The sequence below is a fragment of the Nocardia sp. NPDC049190 genome (assembly GCF_040648115.1).
GTDB lineage: Bacteria > Actinomycetota > Actinomycetes > Mycobacteriales > Mycobacteriaceae > Nocardia.
Map to the genome: position 1 here is coordinate 72,387 of NZ_JBEZDE010000007.1, position 21,522 is coordinate 93,908.

At 67.3% G+C, this 21,522-nt stretch carries 20 protein-coding genes and 2 tRNA genes; 12 read left to right on the forward strand and 10 right to left on the reverse strand.

Annotated elements, in window-relative coordinates; all coding sequences use genetic code 11:
* Positions 1–22: 22 nt before the first annotated feature.
* Complete coding sequence (locus tag AB0B25_RS08860; protein ID WP_357176550.1) at positions 23–1,018, reverse strand: NAD(P)H-dependent glycerol-3-phosphate dehydrogenase; 996 nt, start codon at positions 1,016–1,018, stop codon at positions 23–25.
* A gap of 31 nt (positions 1,019–1,049) precedes the next feature.
* Here AB0B25_RS08860 and cofC point away from each other — a divergent pair, with 31 nt between their 5' ends.
* The 3 genes from cofC (at position 1,050) to AB0B25_RS08875 (ending at position 4,931) form a co-directional block, all read left to right on the forward strand.
* On the forward strand, positions 1,050–1,730 hold the full coding sequence (cofC, locus tag AB0B25_RS08865; protein WP_357176552.1) for a 2-phospho-L-lactate guanylyltransferase: 681 nt from the start codon (positions 1,050–1,052) through the stop codon (positions 1,728–1,730).
* A 70-nt stretch (positions 1,731–1,800) separates the two neighbouring features.
* Positions 1,801–3,972: an RNA degradosome polyphosphate kinase gene (locus AB0B25_RS08870; protein WP_357176554.1), complete on the forward strand. Its 2,172-nt coding sequence runs from the start codon at positions 1,801–1,803 to the stop codon at positions 3,970–3,972.
* Positions 3,969–4,931, forward strand: a complete 963-nt coding sequence (locus AB0B25_RS08875; RefSeq protein ID WP_357176556.1) for an NUDIX hydrolase — start codon at positions 3,969–3,971, stop codon at positions 4,929–4,931. The genes AB0B25_RS08870 and AB0B25_RS08875 overlap by 4 nt, the downstream gene beginning before the upstream one ends.
* Positions 4,932–5,125: 194 nt before the next feature.
* On the opposite strand, the gene AB0B25_RS08880 is transcribed toward AB0B25_RS08875, so the two are convergent.
* The 3 genes from AB0B25_RS08880 to leuC all read right to left on the reverse strand — a co-directional run bounded on the left by AB0B25_RS08880 (position 5,126) and on the right by leuC (position 8,014).
* Entirely contained in the window at positions 5,126–5,788 is a 663-nt protein-coding gene (locus AB0B25_RS08880) for an HU family DNA-binding protein (RefSeq protein ID WP_357066864.1), read from the reverse strand.
* Between the two features lie 156 nt (positions 5,789–5,944).
* Positions 5,945–6,553 (reverse strand): 3-isopropylmalate dehydratase small subunit, encoded by a 609-nt coding sequence (gene leuD, locus AB0B25_RS08885; RefSeq protein WP_357176558.1) that lies wholly within the window; start codon positions 6,551–6,553, stop codon positions 5,945–5,947.
* A gap of 39 nt (positions 6,554–6,592) precedes the next feature.
* On the reverse strand, positions 6,593–8,014 hold the full coding sequence (leuC, locus tag AB0B25_RS08890) for a 3-isopropylmalate dehydratase large subunit (RefSeq protein WP_357176560.1): 1,422 nt from the start codon (positions 8,012–8,014) through the stop codon (positions 6,593–6,595).
* A 223-nt stretch (positions 8,015–8,237) separates the two neighbouring features.
* Between leuC and AB0B25_RS08895 the strand changes: the two genes are divergently transcribed.
* From AB0B25_RS08895 to AB0B25_RS08905, 3 genes are all read left to right on the forward strand, one after another.
* The gene (locus AB0B25_RS08895; RefSeq protein ID WP_357176561.1) at positions 8,238–8,939 is read left to right on the forward strand and encodes an IclR family transcriptional regulator; all 702 of its coding nucleotides are present in this window, start codon (positions 8,238–8,240) and stop codon (positions 8,937–8,939) included.
* Positions 8,940–8,972: 33 nt separating this feature from the next.
* Complete coding sequence (locus tag AB0B25_RS08900; RefSeq protein ID WP_357176563.1) at positions 8,973–9,473, forward strand: PPOX class F420-dependent oxidoreductase; 501 nt, start codon at positions 8,973–8,975, stop codon at positions 9,471–9,473.
* Positions 9,474–9,623: 150 nt separating this feature from the next.
* A complete protein-coding gene (locus AB0B25_RS08905; protein ID WP_357176565.1) occupies positions 9,624–9,806 on the forward strand; it encodes a DUF5302 domain-containing protein in 183 nt (60 codons plus the stop codon).
* Positions 9,807–10,252: 446 nt separating this feature from the next.
* On the opposite strand, the gene AB0B25_RS08910 is transcribed toward AB0B25_RS08905, so the two are convergent.
* The 4 genes from AB0B25_RS08910 to AB0B25_RS08925 all read right to left on the reverse strand — a co-directional run bounded on the left by AB0B25_RS08910 (position 10,253) and on the right by AB0B25_RS08925 (position 12,954).
* Positions 10,253–10,325, reverse strand: a tRNA-Glu gene (locus tag AB0B25_RS08910).
* Positions 10,326–10,471: 146 nt separating this feature from the next.
* Positions 10,472–10,543, reverse strand: a tRNA-Gln gene (locus AB0B25_RS08915).
* A 133-nt stretch (positions 10,544–10,676) separates the two neighbouring features.
* The gene (gene gltX / locus AB0B25_RS08920; protein ID WP_357176566.1) at positions 10,677–12,149 is read right to left on the reverse strand and encodes a glutamate--tRNA ligase; all 1,473 of its coding nucleotides are present in this window, start codon (positions 12,147–12,149) and stop codon (positions 10,677–10,679) included.
* A 13-nt stretch (positions 12,150–12,162) separates the two neighbouring features.
* Positions 12,163–12,954: a fumarylacetoacetate hydrolase family protein gene (locus AB0B25_RS08925; RefSeq protein ID WP_357176568.1), complete on the reverse strand. Its 792-nt coding sequence runs from the start codon at positions 12,952–12,954 to the stop codon at positions 12,163–12,165.
* 208 nt (positions 12,955–13,162) lie between these two features.
* Between AB0B25_RS08925 and AB0B25_RS08930 the strand changes: the two genes are divergently transcribed.
* On the forward strand, positions 13,163–14,344 hold the full coding sequence (locus tag AB0B25_RS08930) for an MFS transporter (RefSeq protein ID WP_357176570.1): 1,182 nt from the start codon (positions 13,163–13,165) through the stop codon (positions 14,342–14,344).
* 142 nt (positions 14,345–14,486) lie between these two features.
* Here the strand turns inward: AB0B25_RS08930 and AB0B25_RS08935 are convergent, their stop codons facing one another.
* Both AB0B25_RS08935 and serA read right to left on the reverse strand, forming a co-directional pair.
* Entirely contained in the window at positions 14,487–15,494 is a 1,008-nt protein-coding gene (locus tag AB0B25_RS08935) for a 3-isopropylmalate dehydrogenase (protein ID WP_357176572.1), read from the reverse strand.
* A 285-nt stretch (positions 15,495–15,779) separates the two neighbouring features.
* Positions 15,780–17,378, reverse strand: coding sequence for a phosphoglycerate dehydrogenase (gene serA, locus AB0B25_RS08940; protein ID WP_357176574.1), 1,599 nt, complete (start codon positions 17,376–17,378; stop codon positions 15,780–15,782).
* A gap of 145 nt (positions 17,379–17,523) precedes the next feature.
* Here serA and AB0B25_RS08945 point away from each other — a divergent pair, with 145 nt between their 5' ends.
* The 5 genes from AB0B25_RS08945 to AB0B25_RS08965 all read left to right on the forward strand — a co-directional run bounded on the left by AB0B25_RS08945 (position 17,524) and on the right by AB0B25_RS08965 (position 21,383).
* Entirely contained in the window at positions 17,524–18,078 is a 555-nt protein-coding gene (locus tag AB0B25_RS08945) for a TetR/AcrR family transcriptional regulator (RefSeq protein WP_357176576.1), read from the forward strand.
* Positions 18,079–18,154: 76 nt separating this feature from the next.
* Positions 18,155–19,870, forward strand: a complete 1,716-nt coding sequence (locus AB0B25_RS08950) for an alpha/beta fold hydrolase (RefSeq protein ID WP_357176577.1) — start codon at positions 18,155–18,157, stop codon at positions 19,868–19,870.
* Positions 19,871–20,052: 182 nt separating this feature from the next.
* Complete coding sequence (locus tag AB0B25_RS08955) at positions 20,053–20,235, forward strand: hypothetical protein (protein ID WP_357176579.1); 183 nt, start codon at positions 20,053–20,055, stop codon at positions 20,233–20,235.
* A 237-nt stretch (positions 20,236–20,472) separates the two neighbouring features.
* Positions 20,473–20,676 carry a hypothetical protein gene (locus AB0B25_RS08960; RefSeq protein ID WP_357176581.1) on the forward strand — a complete coding sequence of 68 codons (204 nt, stop codon included), beginning with the start codon at positions 20,473–20,475 and terminating at the stop codon, positions 20,674–20,676.
* The gene (locus tag AB0B25_RS08965; RefSeq protein ID WP_357176583.1) at positions 20,646–21,383 is read left to right on the forward strand and encodes a zinc-binding dehydrogenase; all 738 of its coding nucleotides are present in this window, start codon (positions 20,646–20,648) and stop codon (positions 21,381–21,383) included. The genes AB0B25_RS08960 and AB0B25_RS08965 overlap by 31 nt, the downstream gene beginning before the upstream one ends.
* The last annotated feature ends 139 nt before the right edge of the window (positions 21,384–21,522 follow it).

Below are 21,522 nucleotides of genomic sequence, written 5' to 3' on the forward strand. Positions count from 1 at the left end.
CGTCGACAGCGGTCGGTGCGAATCACTCCGGTTTGATCCGCCGTCCGAGCAGGTTGCCGACGGCCTCGCGCACGGAAAGGCCCTCGTGACACACCTGGTGCACCGCGGTGGTCAACGGCATCTCCACCTGGTGCCGCTCGGCCAGCGCCCGAACCGATGCGCAGGACTTCACCCCCTCCGCTACCTGGCCGTGGGTCGCCGATTGCGCGGCCTCCATGGACCCGCCCGCGCCGAGGACATGACCGAAGGACCGGTTGCGCGACAGCGGCGAGGTGCAGGTCGCGACCAGATCGCCGACCCCGGCGAGTCCGGCCAGCGTCGCGGGCTCGGCGCCGAGCGCCACGCCGAGCCGGATGATCTCGGCGAGGCCGCGGGTGATCAGGCTGGCGATCGAGTTGTCGCCGAATCCCATTCCGGAGGCGATACCGCAGGCGAGCGCGACGACGTTTTTGCACGCGCCGCCGATTTCGCAGCCGATGACGTCGGCGTTGGTGTACGGCCGAAAGTATCCGGTCGCGCTGGCGTGCTGCAGCGCGACCGCGCGATCGGTGTCGGTGCAGGCGATCACGGTCGCGGCGGGCTGGCCCACCGCGATCTCGCGCGCCAGGTTCGGCCCGGACAGCACCGCGATCCGGCTCTGGTCGGCGCCGGTGACCTCCGCGATCACCTGGCTCATCCGCAGCAACGTTCCGGTCTCGATCCCCTTCGCCAGACTCAGCAGCGTGGTATCCGACCCGATGACGCGCTTCCAGTCCGCGAGATTTTCGCGCAAGGACTGCGACGGCACCGCGAGCACCGCGATATCCGCGCCATCCAGCGCGACCGCGGGGTCATGGGTGGCCGCGATCGGCGGCAGTGGAATATCCGACAGGTAATCCGGATTGCGATGTTCGGAGGCCAGCGTCGCGGCCACCTCGGGTCGGCGAGCCCAGATCGTGACGTCGGTTCCCGCGTCCGCCAACACCTTCGCGAACGCCGTGCCCCACGATCCCGCGCCCAGTACCGCCGCCCTCGTCATCAGCCCAATATGCCATGGAAGGATTGGTTGCATGCGCCCGCACGCCGTGCATACCGTGATCGCGGTCAAGAGCCTCGATCAGGCCAAGAGCCGACTGGCCGACCGGCTGCGCCCGGAGCATCGGGCGCGGCTGGTGCTCGCGATGCTCGCCGACACCGTCACCGCCACCGCCGCGGTCCCCGAGGTCATGTCGGTCACGGTGGTCACGCCCGATCCCGCGGTCGCGGATCTGGCCCGAACGCTGGGCGCCGACGTCCATCCGGAACCGCGCGACGCGGATACCGACGGCCTCAATACCGCCTTGGCCGCCGCCGCCGCCGCACTGCGCGGCACGCACGGCCCGATCGCGTTGCTCGCCCTTCAGGCCGACCTGCCCGCGCTGCGCGCGGAGGAACTGTCGGACATGCTCGCCACCGCCCCGCGCGGCCGGTCGATCGTCGTCGACCACGCGGGCAGCGGCACCGCCGCGCTGCTGGTCCGAGACCCGCTCGACGCGCTCGATCCACGCTTCGGCCCCGGCTCGGCCCGCAGCCATATCGCTGCGGGCGCGGTCGATCTGACGGGTGATTGGCCGGGGCTGCGTCTGGACGTCGACACCGCCGACGACCTGGACCGCGCGGCCGCGCTCGGGGCGGGGAGCGCGACCCGCGCCGTACTGCACGACATCGGCTGGCCAGGTTGCGTTCACGAGCACGTTCGGCGTGTGTGCTAGGAGATCGCCGCGCTGGCGTGCGTACCTGTCGATCGCGGAATCGAACTGCACACGGTCGCGGCAGTAGGGGATGATCATTACCGTGAGCGATACGGAAATTGTCAAGCAGCAGCCGTTGCTTCCCACGCCTCCCCCGGCGGCGACACCCTTGTCGGCCGACTCGACGGCGCAGCAGTTGCCCCGTGATCGCTACCTCAATCGGGAACTGAGCTGGCTGGATTTCAACGCCCGGGTACTCGCCCTCGCCGAGGACGCGTCGCTTCCGTTGCTGGAGCGGGCGAAGTTCCTGGCCATCTTCGCGTCGAATCTCGACGAGTTCTACATGGTGCGGGTGGCGGGTTTGAAACGGCGCGCCGAGACCGGTCTGCTCGTGCGTTCGGCCGACGGACGCTCACCCGGCGAACAGCTGGAACTGATCGCGGCGCGCACCCAGGAGATCGCGGTGCGCCATGCCCGCGTTTTCCTCGACGACGTGCTGCCCGCCCTGACCGCCGAGGGCATCGCGATCATCGATTGGACCGACCTGGACGACGACGAGCGTGCACGGCTGTCGGGCCACTTCCAGGATCAGGTCTTCCCGGTCCTCACTCCGCTCGCGGTGGACCCGGCACACCCGTTCCCGTATATCAGCGGATTGAGCCTCAACCTCGCCGTGACCGTGAAGGATTCCGCCACCGGCGGCGAGCACTTCGCCCGCGTCAAGGTGCCCGACAACGTGGACCGCTTCGTTCGCGTACGGCGCACCGAATCCGGCTCACCCATCGCGGCTTTCCTTCCGATGGAAGAACTCATCGCAGCGCATCTCGATCTGTTGTTCCCCGGCATGGACGTGGTGGAGCACCATTCGTTCCGGATCACCCGCAACGCCGACTTCGAAGTCGACGAGGACCGCGACGAGGACTTGCTGCAGGCGCTGGAGCGCGAACTGGCCCGACGCCGATTCGGCTCGCCGGTGCGGCTCGAGGTCTCCGACGACATGACCGAGCACATGCTCGACCTGCTCCTGCGCGAGCTGGACGTAGACCCCGGTGACGTGATCCAGGTACCCGGCCTACTCGACCTGTCCTGCCTGTGGCAGGTTTACGGCGTCGATCGGCCGAATCTGAAGAACCCTCCGTATGTCCCCGCGACGCCGCCCGCGTTCGGCGAGCGCGAGACGCCGCGCAACGTGTTCGCGGCGCTGCGCGAGGGCGATGTCCTCGTGCACCACCCCTACGACTCGTTCTCCACCAGCGTGCAGCGCTTCATCGAACAGGCCGCCGCCGACCCGCAGGTGCTCGCGATCAAACAGACGCTCTACCGCACCTCCGGCGATTCCCCGATCGTCAACGCGCTGATCGACGCCGCCGAGGCGGGCAAGCAAGTCGTCGCACTGGTCGAGATCAAGGCGCGCTTCGACGAGCAGGCCAATATCAAGTGGGCCCGCGCGCTGGAGCAGGCGGGCGTGCACGTGGTCTACGGCCTCGTCGGCCTCAAGACCCACTGCAAGACCTGCCTGGTGGTGCGCCGCGAAGGCGCCACCATCCGCCGCTACTGCCACATCGGTACCGGAAACTACAATCCGAAGACCGCGCGTCTGTACGAGGATGTCGGATTGCTCACCGCCGCACCGGAAATCGGCGCCGACCTGACCGACCTGTTCAATTCGCTGACCGGTTACTCGCGAAAAGAGAGCTACCGCAACCTCCTCGTCGCCCCGCACGGCGTGCGCGCAGGCATCATCGAGCGGATCCAGCGCGAGACCGAGCTCGCTCTGGACGGGCATGACGCCCGAATCCGATTGAAGGCCAACGCGATCGTCGACGAGGAGATCATCGACGCGTTGTACCGCGCCTCGCAGGCGGGCGTACCGGTGCAGATCGTGGTGCGCAGCATCTGCGGGCTGCGCCCCGGCGTGCCGGAGATGAGCGAGAACATCGAAGTCCGCTCGATCCTGGGGCGGTTCCTGGAGCACTCGCGCATCGTGCACTTCCAGGCGCAAGACGAGTACTGGATCGGCAGCGCCGACATGATGCATCGCAACCTGGACCGCAGGGTCGAGGTCATGGCGCAGGTGAAAGATCCCCGACTGATCGAGCAGCTCGGCGCGGTCTTCGACTCCGCCCTGTCTGCGACCACACGGTGCTGGGTACTCCAATCCGACGGCACCTGGCAGGCATGGCCGGACCAGACCGCCGACGGTGACAAGATCCGAGACCATCAGGAGTACCTCATGCGGCTACGGAGGCCCGAACAGCAGTGAGCGGCAGTACCGAGCACGAAAGGGGCGGGAACCCGCTGCGGGATCCGCGCGTCACCGCCAATATCCACGCCGCGGGCGCGGTGGTCTGGCGCACTACCCAGCAAGGAACGATCGAGATCGCGATCGTCCACCGCCCGAAATATCAGGACTGGTCGTTACCCAAGGGCAAGCTGGATCCTGGGGAGACCGCGGTGCTCGCCGCGGTCCGTGAGGTCGCCGAGGAGACCGGGCTGCAGTGCAGACTCGGCCGCTACCTCGGGCACGTCACGTATCCGATCCCCGGCCATCGCAAACTGAAGCGGGTCGACTACTGGTCGGCCGAGGTGGCCGGCGGCGAATTCGCCCCCAATTCCGAGGTGGACGAACTCACATGGCACCCGCTGGACCGGGTGATGGACCAGCTGTCCTATCCGATGGACCGGCAAGTGCTGCGCGCGTTCGCCCGGCTACCCGCGCGCACCAGCACGCTGCTGCTCGTGCGGCATGGGAAGGCGGGCCGTAGAGACCGCTTCACCGGGCCGGATGAGCAGCGCCCGCTGGATCGGCACGGCGAAGCGCAGGCGCGGGCTCTGGTGCCGAATCTGCTGGCGTTCGGGGCATCCGAGATCTTCTCGGCCGATCCGGTGCGCTGCGTACAGACGGTGACACCGCTCGCCGACAAGCTCGGCGCCGAAATCACACTGGAGTCACTACTTTCCGAGCCCGGTTACGCCGAGGCCCCGGACGCCGCCCGAGCGCGCCTTCGAGCGCTGGTGACGGACAAGGCCGTTCGCGTGGTCTGCAGCCAAGGCAAGGTGATTCCGGACCTGCTGCGCTGGTGGGCCCACCGAGACGGCATCGCGCTCCCCTCGGCGCGCAATCGCAAGGGCAGTGTGTGGGTGCTGTCATTCGTCGGGCGGCGATTGGTGGCAGCCGACCATCTGGATCGGTCGCTCTCCGCCGGCGTCGTGAAATCCTGACGGTTTCCCAACCCGATACCTCGGCCTCGGACTCGGACTCGGCCGGGCCACGCGAGAGCGCGCCACGACGCCGACCGTCGCTCGAGTGACACTGGAAAACGGCCCCGGGTGTCCCGGGGCCGTTTTAATTCGGTGAGGCGAATGAAGCGGCCTTCCGGCCTGCCATTCGGCGCCGATACGACGGTGGCGTGCTATCAGCGGGCGCGGCGAGCCGGAGCCTTCTTGGCGGCGGTCTTCTTCGCGGGCGCCTTCTTGGCGACAGTCTTCTTGGCGGCGGTGGTCTTCTTGGCCGCCGTGGCCTTGGTGGCCGTCTTCTTGGCCGGCGCCTTCTTGGCGGCCGTTGCCTTCTTCGCGGGTGCCTTCTTCGCGGCGGCCTTGGCCGCAGTGGTCTTGCGCGCGGTGGTCTTTGCCGGAGCCTTAGCGGCCGCCTTGCGGGCCGTGGTCTTGGCGGGGGCCTTGGTCGCGGTCGCCTTCTTGGCGGCTGCTTTCTTCGCCGCCGTCTTCTTGGCTGCCGCCTTCTTCGCGGCCACCGGCGCATTCACGCCGCGCTTCACAGCGGGGCCGCTCGCGGCCAGCTTCTGCTTACCCGCGATGACCGCCTTGAATTGCGCGCCGGGGCGGAATGCGGGCACCGAAGTGGGCTTCACCTTGACGGTTTCACCGGTACGCGGGTTCCTTGCGACTCGAGCCGCACGCTTACGCTGTTCGAACACACCGAATCCGGTGATGGTGACGCTCTGACCCTTGTGCACCGCACGCACGATGGTGTCGACCACATGCTCGACTGCCGCGGTGGCCGTGCGCCTGTCCGTACCCAACTTTTCGGTCAGAACGTCGATCAGTTCCGCCTTGTTCATTGAATCCTCCGCAGACTAATGGCCCGTCGTCGGACCGACTAGGTACCACGTTAAACCCACTTTGGGCAAGAGTCTATGTGCCACGCCAAAATTCATGTGGTTTAGCACACGTCCAGCTACCATCGCTCAGGTCGCACAGCTAACGCGTCGGGGTGATTACGTCTGCGAAATATGCGAGGGCAAGGTCCTGGGTTTCCAAGCTGGCCTTGCACTTTCGAACTCGGCGATGGTGTCGCTCCGGCGCAGAGTGAGGCCGATGTCGTCCAATCCTTCGAGAAGACGCCACCGGGTGTAGTCATCAATATCGAACGGCAACACGACGGTTCCAGCCGTCACCGTGCGCGCCCGGAGATCCACAACCAATTCCAGGCCCGGCTGTTCCTCGAGCAACTTCCAGAGCATTTCGACATCGTTCTGTGACATCTGAGCGGCCAACAGACCACCCTTGCCCGCATTGCCCCGGAAGATGTCGGCGAACCGGGACGAGATGACCACTCGAAAGCCGTAGTCCGACAGCGCCCACACGGCGTGCTCACGTGAGGATCCAGTACCGAAATCCGGACCGGCTACCAGAACACTACCCCTGTTGTAAGGCTCGACGTTCAGAATGAAGTCCTGATCCGTTCGCCATGCAGCGAACAACCCGTCCTCGAATCCCGTACGGGTCACCCGCTTCAGGTAGACGGCGGGGATGATCTGATCGGTATCGACATTGGAGCGGCGCAGCGGCACCCCGATGCCCTTGTGCGTAGTGAAGGCTTCCATAACGAATCTCCTGGGTTCGATGAGGCGTCTCGGGGCGGATCAGTTCAGATCCGCAGGCGAGGAGAGAGTTCCGCGAACCGCCGTCGCGGCCGCTACCAGGGGAGAAACAAGGTGCGTACGGCCACCTTTTCCCTGTCTCCCCTCGAAGTTGCGGTTCGAAGTGGAAGCGCAACGCTGGCCCGGTGCGAGCTGGTCCGGATTCATTCCCAGGCACATTGAACACCCCGCCTGCCGCCATTCCGCGCCCGCTGCCGTGAAAATCTCGCCAAGTCCTTCTTTTTCCGCCTGTGCGCGAACCCGCATCGAGCCCGGTACAACCAGCATTCGGACTCCGTCGGCGACATGACGCCCCTTCAAAATCCCGGCCACCGCGCGCAAATCCTCAATGCGCCCGTTCGTGCAGGAACCGACGAATACGGTGTCGATCGGTACTTCCCGAAGCGGAGTACCCGGCTCCAAATCCATGTATCGCAGAGCCTTCTCTGCGGATTCACGGGCGACCTCGTCGACGATCCGGGCGGGGTCGGGCACCGCATCGCCGAGCGGGGCGCCCTGTCCCGGGTTGGTGCCCCAGGTCACGAACGGGGTCAGCTCGGTGGCGTCGATATGTACCTCGGCGTCGAAAACCGCATCCTCGTCGGTCCCGAGCGCCTCCCAGGCGGCTACGGCCGCGTCCCAGTCGTCCCCCTGCGGCGCGTGCGGCCGTCCTTTGAGGAATTCGTAGGTCGTCTCGTCCGGCGCGATCATGCCCGCCCGCGCACCCGCCTCGATGGACATGTTGCAGATGGTCATTCGGGCCTCCATCGACATGGCACGGATGGCCTCGCCCCGGTACTCGAGCACGTATCCCTGGCCGCCGCCGGTGCCGATCTTCGCGATCACCGCCAGAATCAGGTCTTTGCTCGTCACGCCCTCGGGAAGATCGCCGTCCACGGTGATGGCCATCGTCTTGAATGGGCGCAGCGAGAGCGTCTGGGTGGCAAGCACATGCTCGACCTCGGAGGTGCCGATGCCCATCGCCAGCGCACCGAATGCACCGTGTGTCGAGGTGTGGCTGTCGCCGCACACCACCGTCGTCCCCGGCTGGGTCAGCCCGAGCTGGGGGCCGACCACGTGCACAATGCCCTGGTCGAGGTCACCCATCGGATGCAGCCGCACACCGAATTCCGCGCAGTTGCGCCGCAGCGTCTCCACCTGGGTACGCGAGATCGGGTCGGCGATCGGCTTGTCGATGTCGATGGTGGGGACATTGTGGTCCTCGGTCGCGATGGTGAGATCCGGCCGTCGCACCGCCCGGCCCGCGGCGCGCAGTCCGTCGAACGCCTGCGGACTGGTCACCTCATGCACGAGGTGCAGGTCGATGTAGATCAGGTCGGGTTCGCGCGCGGCGCCCTCACCTGCACCGCGAGCGACGACATGCTGTTCCCATACTTTCTCGGCCAGCGTGCGCGGTTCGGCCATTGTGGATCACCTTTCGGATGGAGCAGCCGTTCCGCGATCCGAGCGGTGGCGGTTGCCGGAGTCGGGTTGGCTGCGCTGTTCGGATCACTGGAGACCGGAATCCGCGAAGTAGGGCGTTGCCGGCGGTTTTCGCCATGACTTTCGCCGAGATGTTTCGCCGATGAGTATCGCCGAGATGTTTCGCCGATGAGTATCTCAGTATCCGAGACGCTAATATCGTTCTATGAGACAGCATAGCGGCATCGGCGTCCTCGACAAAGCAGTGGCGGTCCTCTACGCCGTCGCCGAGCATCCCTGCGGTCTCACCGAGCTGTGCACGCGTACCGGCCTGCCCCGCGCCACCGCACACCGTCTTGCCGTCGGCCTCGAGGTGCACCGCCTGCTCGCCCGCGACAGCAACGGGATGTGGCGGCCCGGTCCGGCCCTCGCCGAGCTCGCGACCGGCGCGAACGACCCGCTTCTGGATGCCGCGTCGGCCATTCTGCCCCGGCTGCGCGAGATCACCGGCGAGAGCGTCCAGCTCTACTGCCGCGACGGCGACGCCCGGGTCTGCGTCGCCGCGCTGGAACCGCCGGTCGGCCTGCGCGATTCCGTCCCGATCGGGGCACGCCTTCCACTCACCGCGGGATCGGCGGCCAAAGTCCTGCTCGCCTGGGCCGACCCGGAGCTACAGCGCGCCATTTTGTCCGATGCGGCATTCGGCGAGCGCGCACTCGCCGAGGTTCGCAAGCGCGGCTGGGCACAGAGCGCGGCCGAGCGCGCAGCAGGCGTGGCCAGCGTCTCCGCGCCGGTGCGCGATGCCGCGAACACCGTGGTCGCCGCGGTGTCGGTATCCGGCCCGATCGACCGGATGGGCCGCAGACCGGGCGCCCGCTGGGCCGCCGACCTGGTCGCGGCGGCCGAGGCCTTACACAAGCGCCTGTAACCCGTTGCAGTTCCGACTCACTACAGTTGGCCGATGGGAGTCAACCAACGGGCACAGATCGTGATGTCCGACACCGAGATCACCGCGTTCCTGGAGCACAGTCGAATAGCGACGCTCGCGACCATCGGCCCGAAGGGCACGCCGCACCTGACCGCCATGTGGTACGCGCTCATCGACGGCGAGATCTGGTTCGAGACCAAGCTCAAGTCGCAGAAGGCGGTGAATCTGCGCCGCGATGCGCGGGTCACCTGCATGGTCGAAGCGGGCCAGACCTACGACCAACTGCGCGGCGTGTCGATCGAGGGACGTGCCGAGATCATCGACGACGCCGACAAACTCTTCGCGGTCGGTGTCAGCGTCTGGGAGCGCTACACCGGACCTTACCGCGAGGAGGTGCGTCCGATGGTGGAGTCGATGCTGCACAAGCGGGTCGCCATCCGGGTCGCCCCCGAACGCGTGCGCAGTTGGGATCACCGTAAACTCGGCCTTCCGCAACTGCCACTCGGCGGGACCACCGCGCAGTGGCTCGATTGACCCGAGCACGCAGCGGGTGCCGTGTGGTACCCGAAATCCCACTGACACAACCGCCTCGCACGCGATAGCGTCGAGGCGTTCGACACGAATCGGCTGGGGCACCGCCGCCTGCGGGCACGGGCGCACGGCCGCGAGGACGAGGAGCAGGCGATGGCGGATTCGGATAGTCCCAACGGCGGCGCCGACGAGGTGAAGCGCAAGTTCCGCGAGGCGCTGGAACGTAAGAACCAGCAGCACGCCCGCGCGGCCGACCACCTCGACGGCCGGTCCAAAGCCGCGGGGACGCACAACGCGGCCAACCACAAACGGGAGTTCCGTCGCAAGAGCGGATAGTCCGCGAGACGACCAAGGCCCTCCAGCCGATAGCTGGGGGGCTTTTCGTTATGCGTCACACCGGCGGTAGCCGGCCGGGTAAAGACCACGCCCGAGATCGACAGCGCGACGCCACGACCAGCCGAATCGACCGTGATCGACGGCACCCGGCCACTGGCTCGCGGGACGAACTCACAGGCAGCCCGGCAGACGTCACCGGCCGGCTCGGCCACCGCAGACCCGTTCGACGCGGCCGGCACTCCGCTGAGCGTTCCGGGCCGACCATGCGCCCCGACAACTCGGCCCGCACCCTCTTGCTCAGCCGGACCATTCCGCCGGAACGACTCGATACATCGCCTGACCAGGTACATTGCCGGGCGGGTCGTGAGGGTTGCGCCACCCCGGAACATGACTACGACACACAAGAAAGGTCCATGCTCTGGATGAGCATGGACCTTTCATTCGCGTAGCCCCGACGGGATTCGAACCCGCGCTACCGCCTTGAGAGGGCGGCGTCCTAGGCCGCTAGACGACGGGGCCAGGACTGCTTCTCGCTTTCGCGAGCAGCGCCGTGGTGATCTTTCGATCAGGAGGCTCGGCAAGCTTAACCGGCCGAAGCCCGGCGACCAAATCGCCGGTTGCTGTATTGATTTCGGCCATGAACCGAAGTCGAACAACACACTCCGCTGGGGTACCAGGACTCGAACCTAGAATGGCTGAACCAGAATCAGCTGTGTTGCCAATTACACCATACCCCAATGACCAGGTCGTTCGGCCTCGCGTCTGGATGACTCGATACCGTGTTCCGGGCCGAGAAGAAGAGTACCAAATGGCTACCGGTTAACTACAAATCGACTGGTCAAAGCCATGTTTTCGGCTGGATCCGCGCGCTCAGCCCGCCGGAGTCCAGGCCAGTGCGGCACGCAACCGGTCCAGGGTGACCTCCCGGCCGAGCAGTTCCATCGACTCGTACAGCGGCGGGCTGATGTGCGACCCGGTCACCGCGACCCGCACCGGCGCGAAGGCCTTACGCGGTTTGAGCCCCAAATCATCGATGAGTGCCGTTTTCAGCGCCTCTTCGAGGGCTGGTGTCGTCCACTCCGACAGCGGGTCCACTGCCGCAATAGCGGCCTGCACTATCGGCGTGGCGTCGGCGCCCAGATTCTTGGCACCCGCGGCGGGGTCGATAGCAAACTGATCCGCGGGCGCGAACAAGAAACGCAACAACTCCCAGGCATCCGACAGAACAACAATCCTGGTCTGCACGAGTTCGGCCGCCGCGGCGAATACCTTCTCGTCGATTTCCGCGCCGATGTGACCGTGTTCGGTGAGGTACTCCCGCAGTCGCCCCGCGAAATCACCCGGCTCCAGCAACCGGATGTGCTCGGCATTGATCGCGTCTGCCTTCTTCTGATCGAAACGAGCCGGATTCGAATTTACTTTCGATATATCGAAAGCGGCGACCATATCCGCCATCGTGAACACGTCGCGATCATCCGCGATGCTCCAGCCGAGAAGTGCGAGATAATTCAGCAAACCCTCAGGGATGAATCCGCGGTCGCGGTGAGCGAACAGATTCGACTCTGGATCACGCTTGGACAACTTCTTGTTGCCCTGCCCCATGACGAACGGCAGATGGCCGAACTCCGGGGTGAAGTCGGTGACCCCGATCCTGCGCAACGCGGCATAAAGCGCGATCTGGCGCGGGGTGGAGGAGAGCAGATCCTCGCCGCGCAATACGTGGGTAATCCGCATCAGCGCGTCGTCGAGCGGATTGACCAGCGTATACAGCGGATCACCGGTGCCGCGGGTGAGCGCGAAGTCCGGCATGCTGCCCGCCTTGAACGTGGTCTCGCCGCGCACGAGGTCGTGCCAGGACAGGTCCTCGTCGGGCATCCGGAGCCGAATCACCGCTGGGCGGCCCGCATCTCGGTACGCCTGGACCTGCTCGGCGGTCAGGTCGCGGTCGTAGTTGTCGTAACCGAGCTTCGGATCGCGCCCGGCGGCACGATGGCGCGCCTCGACTTCCTCGGGCGTAGCGAACGATTCGTAGGCTTCCCCCGCCGCCAGCAGACGTCGGACGACGTCCAGATGCAGATCTTTGCGCAGCGACTGACGATACGGTGCATACGGGCCGCCGACCTCCGGCCCCTCGTCCCAGGTCAGGCCGAGCCAGCGCAGCGCGTCGACGATCGCCCGGTAGGACTCCTCGGAATCGCGGGCAGCATCGGTGTCCTCGATACGGAAGACGAATGTTCCGCCGTGATGGCGGGCGAACGCCCAGTTGAACAACGCCGTCCGGACCAGGCCCACGTGCGGCGTTCCGGTCGGTGACGGGCAGAATCGGACCCGTACTTCAGTCATGGCTCTCTTTCGATCAGCGTTTGGCGGCAACGGGATTGGTGAGAGTTCCGATGCCCTCGATGGAAACCGACACCTGCTGCCCGTTCTGCATCGGGCCGACGCCCTCCGGGGTGCCGGTGAGGATGACATCGCCCGGCAGCAGGGTCATCACGGTGGTGATCCACTCGATGAGCTTCGGAATATCGTGCAGCAGAAGCGAAGTACGGCTACGTTGCCGGACCTCGCCGTCGAGTTCGGTGACGATCTCCAGATCCGAAGGATCCAAGGAGGTTTCGATCCATGGGCCGAGCGGACAAAATGTGTCGTAGCCCTTACCTCTGGTCCACTGACCGTCGTGGCGCTGTTGGTCGCGCGCGGTCACGTCATTGGCGACGGTGTAACCGAGCACGACATCCAGCGCACGGGCGGCAGGAACGTCTTTGCACGGGCGGCCGATGACCACGGCCAGCTCCCCCTCGTAGTCGACCTGAGCGGAGCTGGGCGGCAGGGTGATCGGGGCGTTAGGCCCGATGATCGAAGTATTCGGCTTGAGGAAGATCACCGGGTCGGCAGGCGCTGGACCGCCCATCTCGGCCGCGTGCGCGGCGTAGTTCTTGCCGATGCAGACCACCTTGCTCGCCAGGATCGGCGCAAGCAGCCGCACGTCGGCCAGCGGCCAGCTCCGTCCGGTGAACGTCGGCGTGCCGAACGGGTGTTCCGCGATCTCCTTGGCGATTTCCGATCCCGCACTACTTCCGTTCCCTGCTTCGCCTTCGATACTGACGAAGGCGACTCCTTCGGGACTGGCAACTCGACCTAGACGCATGCTCGGCAGTCTATCGACCCATCGCCACCTGCTCGAACGCGCCCGACCGAGTGGTATGCAATCGCGCCCGAACCGCCCGTGCCCCCACCTGCTGTGCGCAATTCAACAGCTTCGTTGAGCCGAATCCGTTCGATCTCGGGTGTACGGTAAGCACGCTTGTTCACAAAGTGGGAATGCATTCCCAGATATTGAGACAGAGGTCGATCCAGTGACTACCGTGACACAGCTGCGCGAGGTTCGACGGTGGTCCATGCTCGGCCTCGGGGTCTTCGCGCAAGCGTCCAGCGCGGTCTTCATCCACGGCGTGGCGTTCCTGCTGCCCGCGCTGACCGATCGCGGTCTCCCGTTGGCCACCGCGGGCCTGCTGGTGGCCATGCCGACCGTCGGGATGGTGTGCACGCTGATTGCGTGGGGATACCTGGTCGACCGAATCGGCGAACGCAAGGTGCTGGTCGGTGGGCCGCTGCTGATGCTGGTGGCCGGCTGCGCGGCCGCGGTCACGACCGACGACATCGCCTTGGGCGCACTGCTGTTCCTCGGCGGCATCGGGGCAGCCAGTACCAACGGCGCAAGCGGCCGGGTGATCGTCGGCTGGTTCCCGCCGCATCGGCGCGGGTTGGCCATGGGAATCCGGCAGACCGCACAGCCGCTGGGGGTAGGCATCGGCGCGCTGGCGATACCCGGCGTCGCAGCGACCTATGGTGTGCCCGCTGCCATTCTGGTGCCCGCGATCATGGCGGGCGTGGCCGCCGTCGGATGTCGGATCGGCATCGTCGATCCGCCGCGGCCGGAGGCGTCCACCGCCGATCCGGCGCTGCGAGTCAACCCTTATCGCAAGGACGCCACGTTGTGGCGAATCCATCTGGTCTCGGTGCTGCTGGTCGTCCCGCAGGGCACCGTGTGGACGTTCGCGCTGCTGTGGCTGCACCGCGACATCGGCTGGTCGCTGGCCGCCGCGGGCGGGCTGGTGACCGCCACGCAACTCCTCGGCGCGCTGGGCCGTATCGGCGCGGGGGCGTGGTCGGATCGCGTCGGCAGCCGGATGGGCCCGCTGCGCACCGTCGCCATCGCCGCCGTGCTCTCGATGACCGCCCTGGGCAGCACCGCGTGGACCCACTGGTGGTGGGCCGCCATCCCGCTGCTGATCGCCGCCTCCGTGATCACCGTCTCCGACAACGGGTTGGCGTTCACTGCGGTGGCCGAGATAGCGGGCCCATACTGGAGCGGCCGGGGCCTCGGCATCCAGAACACCGGCCAGAACCTGGCCATGGCCGCCCTACCCCCGGCACTCGGCGGGCTGATCACCGCCAGCGGCTTTCCTGCTGCTTTCCTACTCGCCGCCAGCATCGCAGCAGCAGCGGTACCCCTGGTACCACGCGACAGCGATTGAGCTTCGCCGCTACCGGATTCACGCCGATCGACCAGCGCCGCGTGCGCTGCACCGGCTCCGCGACGCGGGCGGGTTCCGGGCCGCCCGCGAGTCGCTCAGCGCAAAGTCCCGATCCGATGTCGGCGCGGGACGTTCCCCCCGGTCAGACGGTGGCGGCGATTCGGTCGCCGATCTCCGTGGTCGAGGCGGTATCGGAGCGAGACTCGAGGTCCTTGGCGACGGCCGACTCGATGCGCGCCGCGGCCTCGGTGTCACCGAGGTGGTTGAGCAGCAGCGAGACCGACAGGATCGCCGCGGTCGGATCGGCCTTGGCCTGCCCGGCGATATCGGGGGCGCTGCCGTGCACCGGCTCGAACATGCTCGGATTCGTGCCGGAGGCGTCGATGTTGCCGCTGGCGGCCAAGCCGATGCCGCCGCTCACGGCAGCGGCCAGGTCGGTGATGATGTCACCGAACAAGTTGTCGGTGACGATCACGTCGAAGCGGCCCGGGTCGTTCACCAGGTGGATGGTCGCGGCATCGACGTGCTGGTATGCCGTTGCGACATCGGGGAACTCGGGCGCGACCTCGTTCACGGTGCGCTGCCAGAGCGAACCGGCGAAGGTGAGCACGTTGTTCTTGTGCACCAGTGTGAGGTGCTTGCGGCGGGCCTGTGCTTTGGCGAAGGCATAGCGCACCACGCGCTCGATCCCGAAGCGGGTGTTGGTGCTGACCTCGGTCGCCACCTCGTGCGGGGTGTCGACCCGGATCGCGCCGCCGGTGCCGGTGTAGGGGCCCTCGGTGCCCTCTCGCACCACCACGAAATCGATGTCGGGGTTGCCGGCCAGTGGGCTGACCACACCGGGGAAAAGCTTGGATGGACGCAGGTTCACGTGGTGATCCAGGGCGAATCGGGTGCGCAGCAACAGCCCGCGCTCCAGCACGCCACTGGGCACCGACGGATCACCGATCGCGCCGAGCAGAATCGCATCGTGCTGCCGCAATTCCGGTAGCACCGAGTCCGGGAGGATCTCGCCGGTCGCGTGGTAACGACGCGCGCCGAGGTCGTACTCGGTCGTCTGGACGCCGGGGACGACCACGTCGAGTACCTTGAGCGCCTCGGCGATGACCTCGGGCCCGATTCCGTCGCCCGGGATGACAGCAAGCTTCATGACAACAATGCTCCGTTCGATTTTGCCGACCGCGGCCGTCACATCGTGCGGTACGGGTGTGACCGTCGGGGTGAAGCACCGACTGTCCGGCCGGGTGACCGCTGCACCGTCACGGTACTTGGTCCGGCCGGGTCGTCGAGCAACCGGGCGCTGCGGCGAACCTACCGCGAACGCCCACCCGAACCGGCGCCGCACGGCGATCCGGTTCGGCAGACAGACGCCGCGCACGAGTTGCTCCGTGCGCGGCGTCGATCCGGATGTCGGGGCATGACCACCCCGACCCGGTCAGAACAGATCGACCAGGACGATCTTGGCAGCACCGACCGATTCGGCGATCGCGGTCTGCACATCGGCCGGCACCTCGCGGTTGACCCGCAGCACCACTGTCGCGCCTTCTTTGTCGACATCCTGGGTCAGTTGCGCGGCGAGGATGTCCACCCCCGCCTCGCCGAGTTTCGTGCCGATCTTGCCCAACGCGCCCGGCTGGTCCGCGTAGTTCAGGACGGCCAGGTTCAGACCCTCGGCACGCATATCGTAGTTGCGGCCGTTGATGTTGACGATCTTCTCCACCTGCTGCGGCTCGGTCAGCGTGCCCGCGACGTTCAGGGTCCGGCCGTCGCCGAACACGGCGCGCAGGTCGACGACGCTGCGGTGGCTCGGGCTCTCCGACATGGTGGTGACCTCGGCGGTGATACCGCGATCCTTCGCCAGGGCGGGCGCGTTGACGAAGGTGACCTGGTCCTCGACCAGCGCCGAGAACACCCCACGCAACGCCGAGAGCTCCAGTACGGCGACGTCCTGCGCGGCCAGTTCGCCGCGCACCTGGACCTCGACACTGACCGGCAACTCGCTCGACAGCGCCCCGAGCAGGGCGCCTTGCTTACGCACGATGTCCAGCCACGGCGCGACCTCTTCGCCGACGGCGCCACCGGTGACGTTCACCGCGCCGGGCACGAATTCACCGGCCAACGCCAGCAGCACCGACTTCGCGACGTCGGTGCCCGCGCGGTCCTGCGCCTCGGCGGTGGAGGCACCCAGATGCGGGGTCACGACGACCTGCGGCAGGCCGAACAGCGGGCTGTCGGTGCACGGCTCGGTCTCGAACACGTCCAGGCCGGCGGCGCGTACATGGCCGGACTTGATCGCCTCGGCCAGCGCGTCCTCGTCGACCAGGCCACCGCGGGCGGCGTTGACGATGATCACACCCGGCTTGGTCTTGGCGATCGCCTCCTTGCCGATGATGCCCTTGGTCTCCGGGGTCTTCGGCAGGTGGATCGAGATCAGGTCGGCGCGTTCGAGCAGCTCGTCGAGGGTCAGCAACTCGATGCCGAGTTGCGCGGCGCGCGCGGGCGACACATACGGGTCGTAGGCGACGATCTTGGTCTCGAAGGCCGCGAGACGCGCGGCGAACAGTTGGCCGATGCGGCCGAGGCCGACCACGCCGACGGTCTTGTCGAAGATTTCGACACCGTTGAACTTGCTGCGCTGCCAGGTGTGCTCGCGCAGGGTGGCGTCCGCGGCGGGAATCTGACGCGCGGCCGACAGCAGCAGGGTCACCGCGTGCTCGGCGGCGGTGTGGATGTTCGAGGTGGGAGCGTTGACGACCATCACGCCCCGTTCGGTGGCGGCGGGGACATCGACGTTGTCCAGGCCGACACCCGCTCGGGCGACGATCTTCAGGTTCTTCCCGGCCTCCAGGACCTCTGCGTCGACCGTGGTCGCCGAGCGCACGAGCAGCGCGTCGGCTTCCGGCACCGCGGCGAGCAGGGCCGGACGGTCGGGGCCGTCGACCCACCGAACCTCGACACCGTCACCGAGCGCGTCGACGGTCGACTGGGCGAGCTTGTCGGCGATCAGAACTACAGGACGGCCTGCTTGGCTCACGGTGGGGTACTCCTGAGGGAATGGGGTCGACACTTACCGTCGATCAGCTTAGTGCGCGCGATTTCGACTCCTTCTCCCACCTGGTGGGCGGCTGTCGTCAGTAGGATCGGTGGCAAAAATATGAAGACCGGTCTATCTTTGGAGCATGGGCGCCAAGGGAACCGAGACACGCGGCAAACTGGTCGACGCGACGCGCCGATTGGTCGAGCGGCACGGCTATTACGGGGTAGGTCTCAACCAGATTCTGGCGACGAGCGGCGCACCGCGCGGCTCGCTCTACTTCCATTTCCCCGGCGGCAAGGACGAACTCGTCGCGGAGGCGATCACCTTGTCGGGCAAAGAAATCGCAGCGCTGATCGACGCGATCCGGCCCGGCGATACCGCCGCCGCGGCGACCGCGCTGCTCACCCTGTTCGGCGACCGCCTCGAGGCGTCCGGCTGGCAGCAGGGATGCCCGGTCGCCACGGTCGCCCTCGACGTGGCAGCCGCCAACGACCCGATCCAAGCCGAGTGTGCCGCCGCCTACGCGGCATGGGAGCAAGCGCTACGGATCCGACTGCGCGCCGACGGCCGCGCCGACGCCGATGATCTGGCCGCCACGCTGCTCGCCATGGTCGAGGGCGCGCTGCTGCTGGCCCGCGCACAACGCAGCCGCGAGCCGCTGGAGCGAGTCGCACGCACGATCCGCGCCCTACTCTGAAGTCCGAATAGTGCTACACCCCAATCACTTTCGCTCGGTCATAAAATATGTAGACCGGTCTAGCAAGGAGAAACTCATGTCCGACAGCATCGTGTTCGGCGCCGCCGGGTTCCTCGGCCGAGCCGCGGTCGCCCGCCTGCTCGAACAGGGACATTCCGTCATCGCGGCGCTGCGGGCCGGCAGCGAAGAACGGCTTACCGATTGGTTGCGCGAACGTGGTGTGGACCTGGACCGGCTGGAGGTAGTGGCCTGCGACGTCGCCGCACCCGGCCTCGGTCTGCCCGCCGGGTTCGCGCCGTCCGGAATTCGCGACGTGTACAACTGCGCGGCCCGATTCGCCTTCGGACTCGCGCGCGAGGACGCCTACGCGGTCAATGTCACCGGAGCGCTGCGCGTCCTGGACTGGGCCGCCGCGCAGCCCGATCTTCGCCGCGTCGTGCACATCACCGGATACCGGATCACCGTTGCGGAATCCGACGAACAGCACTACGAGAACGGCGCCTACGGCGCATCCAAATTCGAATCGGATCCGCTGCTGCGGCACCATGCGGCCGACCTCGGTATCGCGCTGACCATCGCGAACCCGAGCAGTGTGATCGGGCCCGGTCAGTACGTCGGGCTGGCGAACATGGTGGCGGACCTGTGGCGCGGCAGGCTCGCGGCGATTCCCGGCGGCCGAGACACCTTCGTGCCGATCGTCGATTCGGCGTACTTCACCGACTTCCTGATCAGCCTGCCCACCCTGCCGGACACCGCGGGCCGGTCCTACACCATCCTCGACACCCGAACTCCCGTGCTGCCGGACCTGATTCGCTTGCTCGCCGACCATCTGCGCGTCCGTGCGCCATGGCTGTCGATTCCGGTCGGCATCGTGGCGAAGCTCCCGCGTGCGCTCACCGGCGCCGATCCGGAAGCGCTGACGTTCATCGCCGACGACCGCTACGACACCTCCGCCGCGGACGAGGTCGCGCGCCGGGCCGGGCTCACCATGCCACCCACCGAGGCGACGGTGCGCGCATGGGCGGATCATCTCGTCTCCAGCCGGTTCGGCGCGGTCGAGGGCGATCCGACCGGTGGATTCATCGACGGCGTCTGGGTTTCCGGCGAACGCGAACAGCCGGTTTACGTGCTGGTGCACGGACTGCCGCTGGACGGCGAGTCCTGGCACGCGGTCCGTGCCGAACTCGACGCCCCGAGCCTGGTCGTCGATCTGCCGGGGCTCGGACGGTCGGCGCCCGGCGAAATCGACGCGGTGCTGCCGGAATTGCTCGCCTCGGTGCGCACCCGCCCTGTGCTGGTGGGGCATTCGCTCGGCTGCGGACCCGTACTGCGGTACGCGGCCGCGCACCCGGAGCGGGTCTCCGGAGTCGTCCTGATCGCACCTGCGTTCCTACAGCCACGGTCCGGCCTGTTGCTGCGCTCACCACTGGCGGCGGTGGCGCTGCGTCGGATGTCGGCCACGACCTTGGCCGAACAGCTCGGTGTACCACCGAGCGCGGCCGTTGCGAGCGCAGCGGCGAACCTGGGTAGGCCAGGGGTTGCCGCACGCACCGTCGCCGCACTGCGGCGCGCGAGCGAACCGCCCCGGCGCGAAGAACTGCGTGCGCTACTCCACCGGATCGAGACGCCGGTGCGAATAGTCGTCGGCTCCGCCGATCCGCTCGCCGTCACGACGCCGACCGATCCGATCTCGATCGAGGACGCGGGACACTATCCCCACCTGACGCATCCAGCGCGCGTAGCAGCCGAACTCGCTCGGATGTCCGCCGATACCGCCGTGGCGCGCCACTGACTCGCGCACGAGGGCCCTGCGCCGGCTCGGGTTCACACGACCGGCGCGGGGCCTTTTCTCGTTCTCGCGAAAAGTGGCGACCCCGGTCGGACACTCGTCTCCTCCGCTCGACTGTCGGAGCAGTGCTCCGTATGGTTCGAGCAGATACGGAGCAGTGCTCCGCCAATACCCGAGGAGCACACATGACCACAGCCGATCGGACAGTCCTCGCGCCGGGAGCGACTGGACAGCAGGGCGGCCCCACCATCCGACACCTGCCCTGCCCTTCGCCGCCCCGACCTGTTCCCCGGTCGGGCGCTGGACTGGCCGGCGACGAACTGACGCCGCACCACATCATGTCCGATCGCCCGGCCGACCGGACATGATGTGGCTCTACCGGCTCCGACTAGCGGCAAGAGCGGTGCGACGTCGTTGTGCGACCGGCAGGCAAACATCCCGGCACTGCGAACACTCCACCCAGGTCTGCTCGACTTCGACACACCCTGGCTCGAACGACACGGAAATCCGCTGCCGCACAAGCACTTCCAGCGCATCAACCAACGCTGACGAGTCGCCCGCAGGCCGGGTACACAGCTGAACCACCACACGAGAGAGGTACTGACATGCGCGCGATAATGACCGCTCGCCCGGGTTCGGACGATGAGGTGGAACTGGTGGACCTGCCCGATCCACCGCCCGCGGCGGGGCAGATCCGGCTCAGGATGATCGCTGCCTCGGTCAATGCGGCCGATCTGCACATCATCGACACTGCGCGCGCCGCCGGGCAGGCGGACGCGTGCCCCGCTCCGGTCTGGGGCTGGACGTAGCCGGCGTCGTCGATGAGGTGGGACCTGGCGTCCACGACATCCCCATCGGCACGCCGGTCGCGGCACTCCATTTCCCACACGCTCCGCACGCCGCCGCGGGAACGGCCGCCGAGTACGTGATCGTCCCGGCCGGCGACGCGGCGCCGGTCCCGGACGGGGTCGAGCTACTTGACGCGGCAACCGTTCCACTCAACGCACTGACCGCCGCGCAACTTCTCGCCCTGCTCGGTCCGGCCCAGGGCCGGCGGCTGCTGGTCACCGGAGCGGCGGGCGGCGTCGGTGGTTACGCGGTGGCTCTCGGAGCCCACGCCGGATGGAGCGTCACCGGGCTCGCGCGCGTCACGGACAGCAGCTTCCTGACCAGGGCCGGAGCCGCGGAATCGATCACATCCCTCGACCGGGCGACCGGCTTCGACGCGGTACTGGACACCGCCCTGTTGCAGAAGGCGGCGTTGCGGCCGGTCCGTGACCACGGGGCCTACGTCGGAGTCTTCCCCGGCCTCGAACCCGAGTCAGAGCGTGGCATTACTGTCGCCTCGGCGGTAGTGGTCCCCGACGGCGACCTTTTACAAGACATGCTCAACCTGACCGCACAGGGCGTCCTGGAGCCGCGTCGAGCCGGCACAGTGCCGCTGGCCGAAGCTGCGGACGCCTACCGCGCTTTCCGATCCGGCGGACACCGTGGCCGATGGGTGCTCACCCGATGAGGCCGCAACAGGCACCGCGCGGGATCGGCACCCGCACTGCGGCGACCGCACGGGAACCTTCCCGCGCGCGGTGAGGCTTCCACCCCCACGATGCGGGAAATTTCGCGGGTCCGGTGGTATCGATGCGAACGGCGCCCTG

Bases quoted from the DNA above. Each gene is read 5' to 3' on its own strand.
- AB0B25_RS08860 (WP_357176550.1), bottom strand. From the start codon at position 1,018: ATGACGAGGGCGGCGGTACTGGGCGCGGGATCGTGGGGCACGGCGTTC.
- cofC (WP_357176552.1), top strand. From the start codon at position 1,050: ATGCGCCCGCACGCCGTGCATACCGTGATCGCGGTCAAGAGCCTCGAT.
- AB0B25_RS08870 (WP_357176554.1), top strand. From the start codon at position 1,801: ATGATCATTACCGTGAGCGATACGGAAATTGTCAAGCAGCAGCCGTTG.
- AB0B25_RS08880 (WP_357066864.1), bottom strand. From the start codon at position 5,788: ATGAACAAGGCGGAACTGATCGACGTTCTGACCGAAAAGTTGGGTACG.
- leuD (WP_357176558.1), bottom strand. From the start codon at position 6,553: ATGGAAGCCTTCACTACGCACAAGGGCATCGGGGTGCCGCTGCGCCGC.
- leuC (WP_357176560.1), bottom strand. From the start codon at position 8,014: ATGGCCGAACCGCGCACGCTGGCCGAGAAAGTATGGGAACAGCATGTC.
- AB0B25_RS08895 (WP_357176561.1), top strand. From the start codon at position 8,238: ATGAGACAGCATAGCGGCATCGGCGTCCTCGACAAAGCAGTGGCGGTC.
- AB0B25_RS08900 (WP_357176563.1), top strand. From the start codon at position 8,973: ATGGGAGTCAACCAACGGGCACAGATCGTGATGTCCGACACCGAGATC.
- AB0B25_RS08905 (WP_357176565.1), top strand. From the start codon at position 9,624: ATGGCGGATTCGGATAGTCCCAACGGCGGCGCCGACGAGGTGAAGCGC.
- gltX (WP_357176566.1), bottom strand. From the start codon at position 12,149: ATGACTGAAGTACGGGTCCGATTCTGCCCGTCACCGACCGGAACGCCG.
- AB0B25_RS08925 (WP_357176568.1), bottom strand. From the start codon at position 12,954: ATGCGTCTAGGTCGAGTTGCCAGTCCCGAAGGAGTCGCCTTCGTCAGT.
- AB0B25_RS08935 (WP_357176572.1), bottom strand. From the start codon at position 15,494: ATGAAGCTTGCTGTCATCCCGGGCGACGGAATCGGGCCCGAGGTCATC.
- AB0B25_RS08945 (WP_357176576.1), top strand. From the start codon at position 17,524: ATGGGCGCCAAGGGAACCGAGACACGCGGCAAACTGGTCGACGCGACG.
- AB0B25_RS08950 (WP_357176577.1), top strand. From the start codon at position 18,155: ATGTCCGACAGCATCGTGTTCGGCGCCGCCGGGTTCCTCGGCCGAGCC.
- AB0B25_RS08955 (WP_357176579.1), top strand. From the start codon at position 20,053: ATGACCACAGCCGATCGGACAGTCCTCGCGCCGGGAGCGACTGGACAG.
- AB0B25_RS08960 (WP_357176581.1), top strand. From the start codon at position 20,473: ATGCGCGCGATAATGACCGCTCGCCCGGGTTCGGACGATGAGGTGGAA.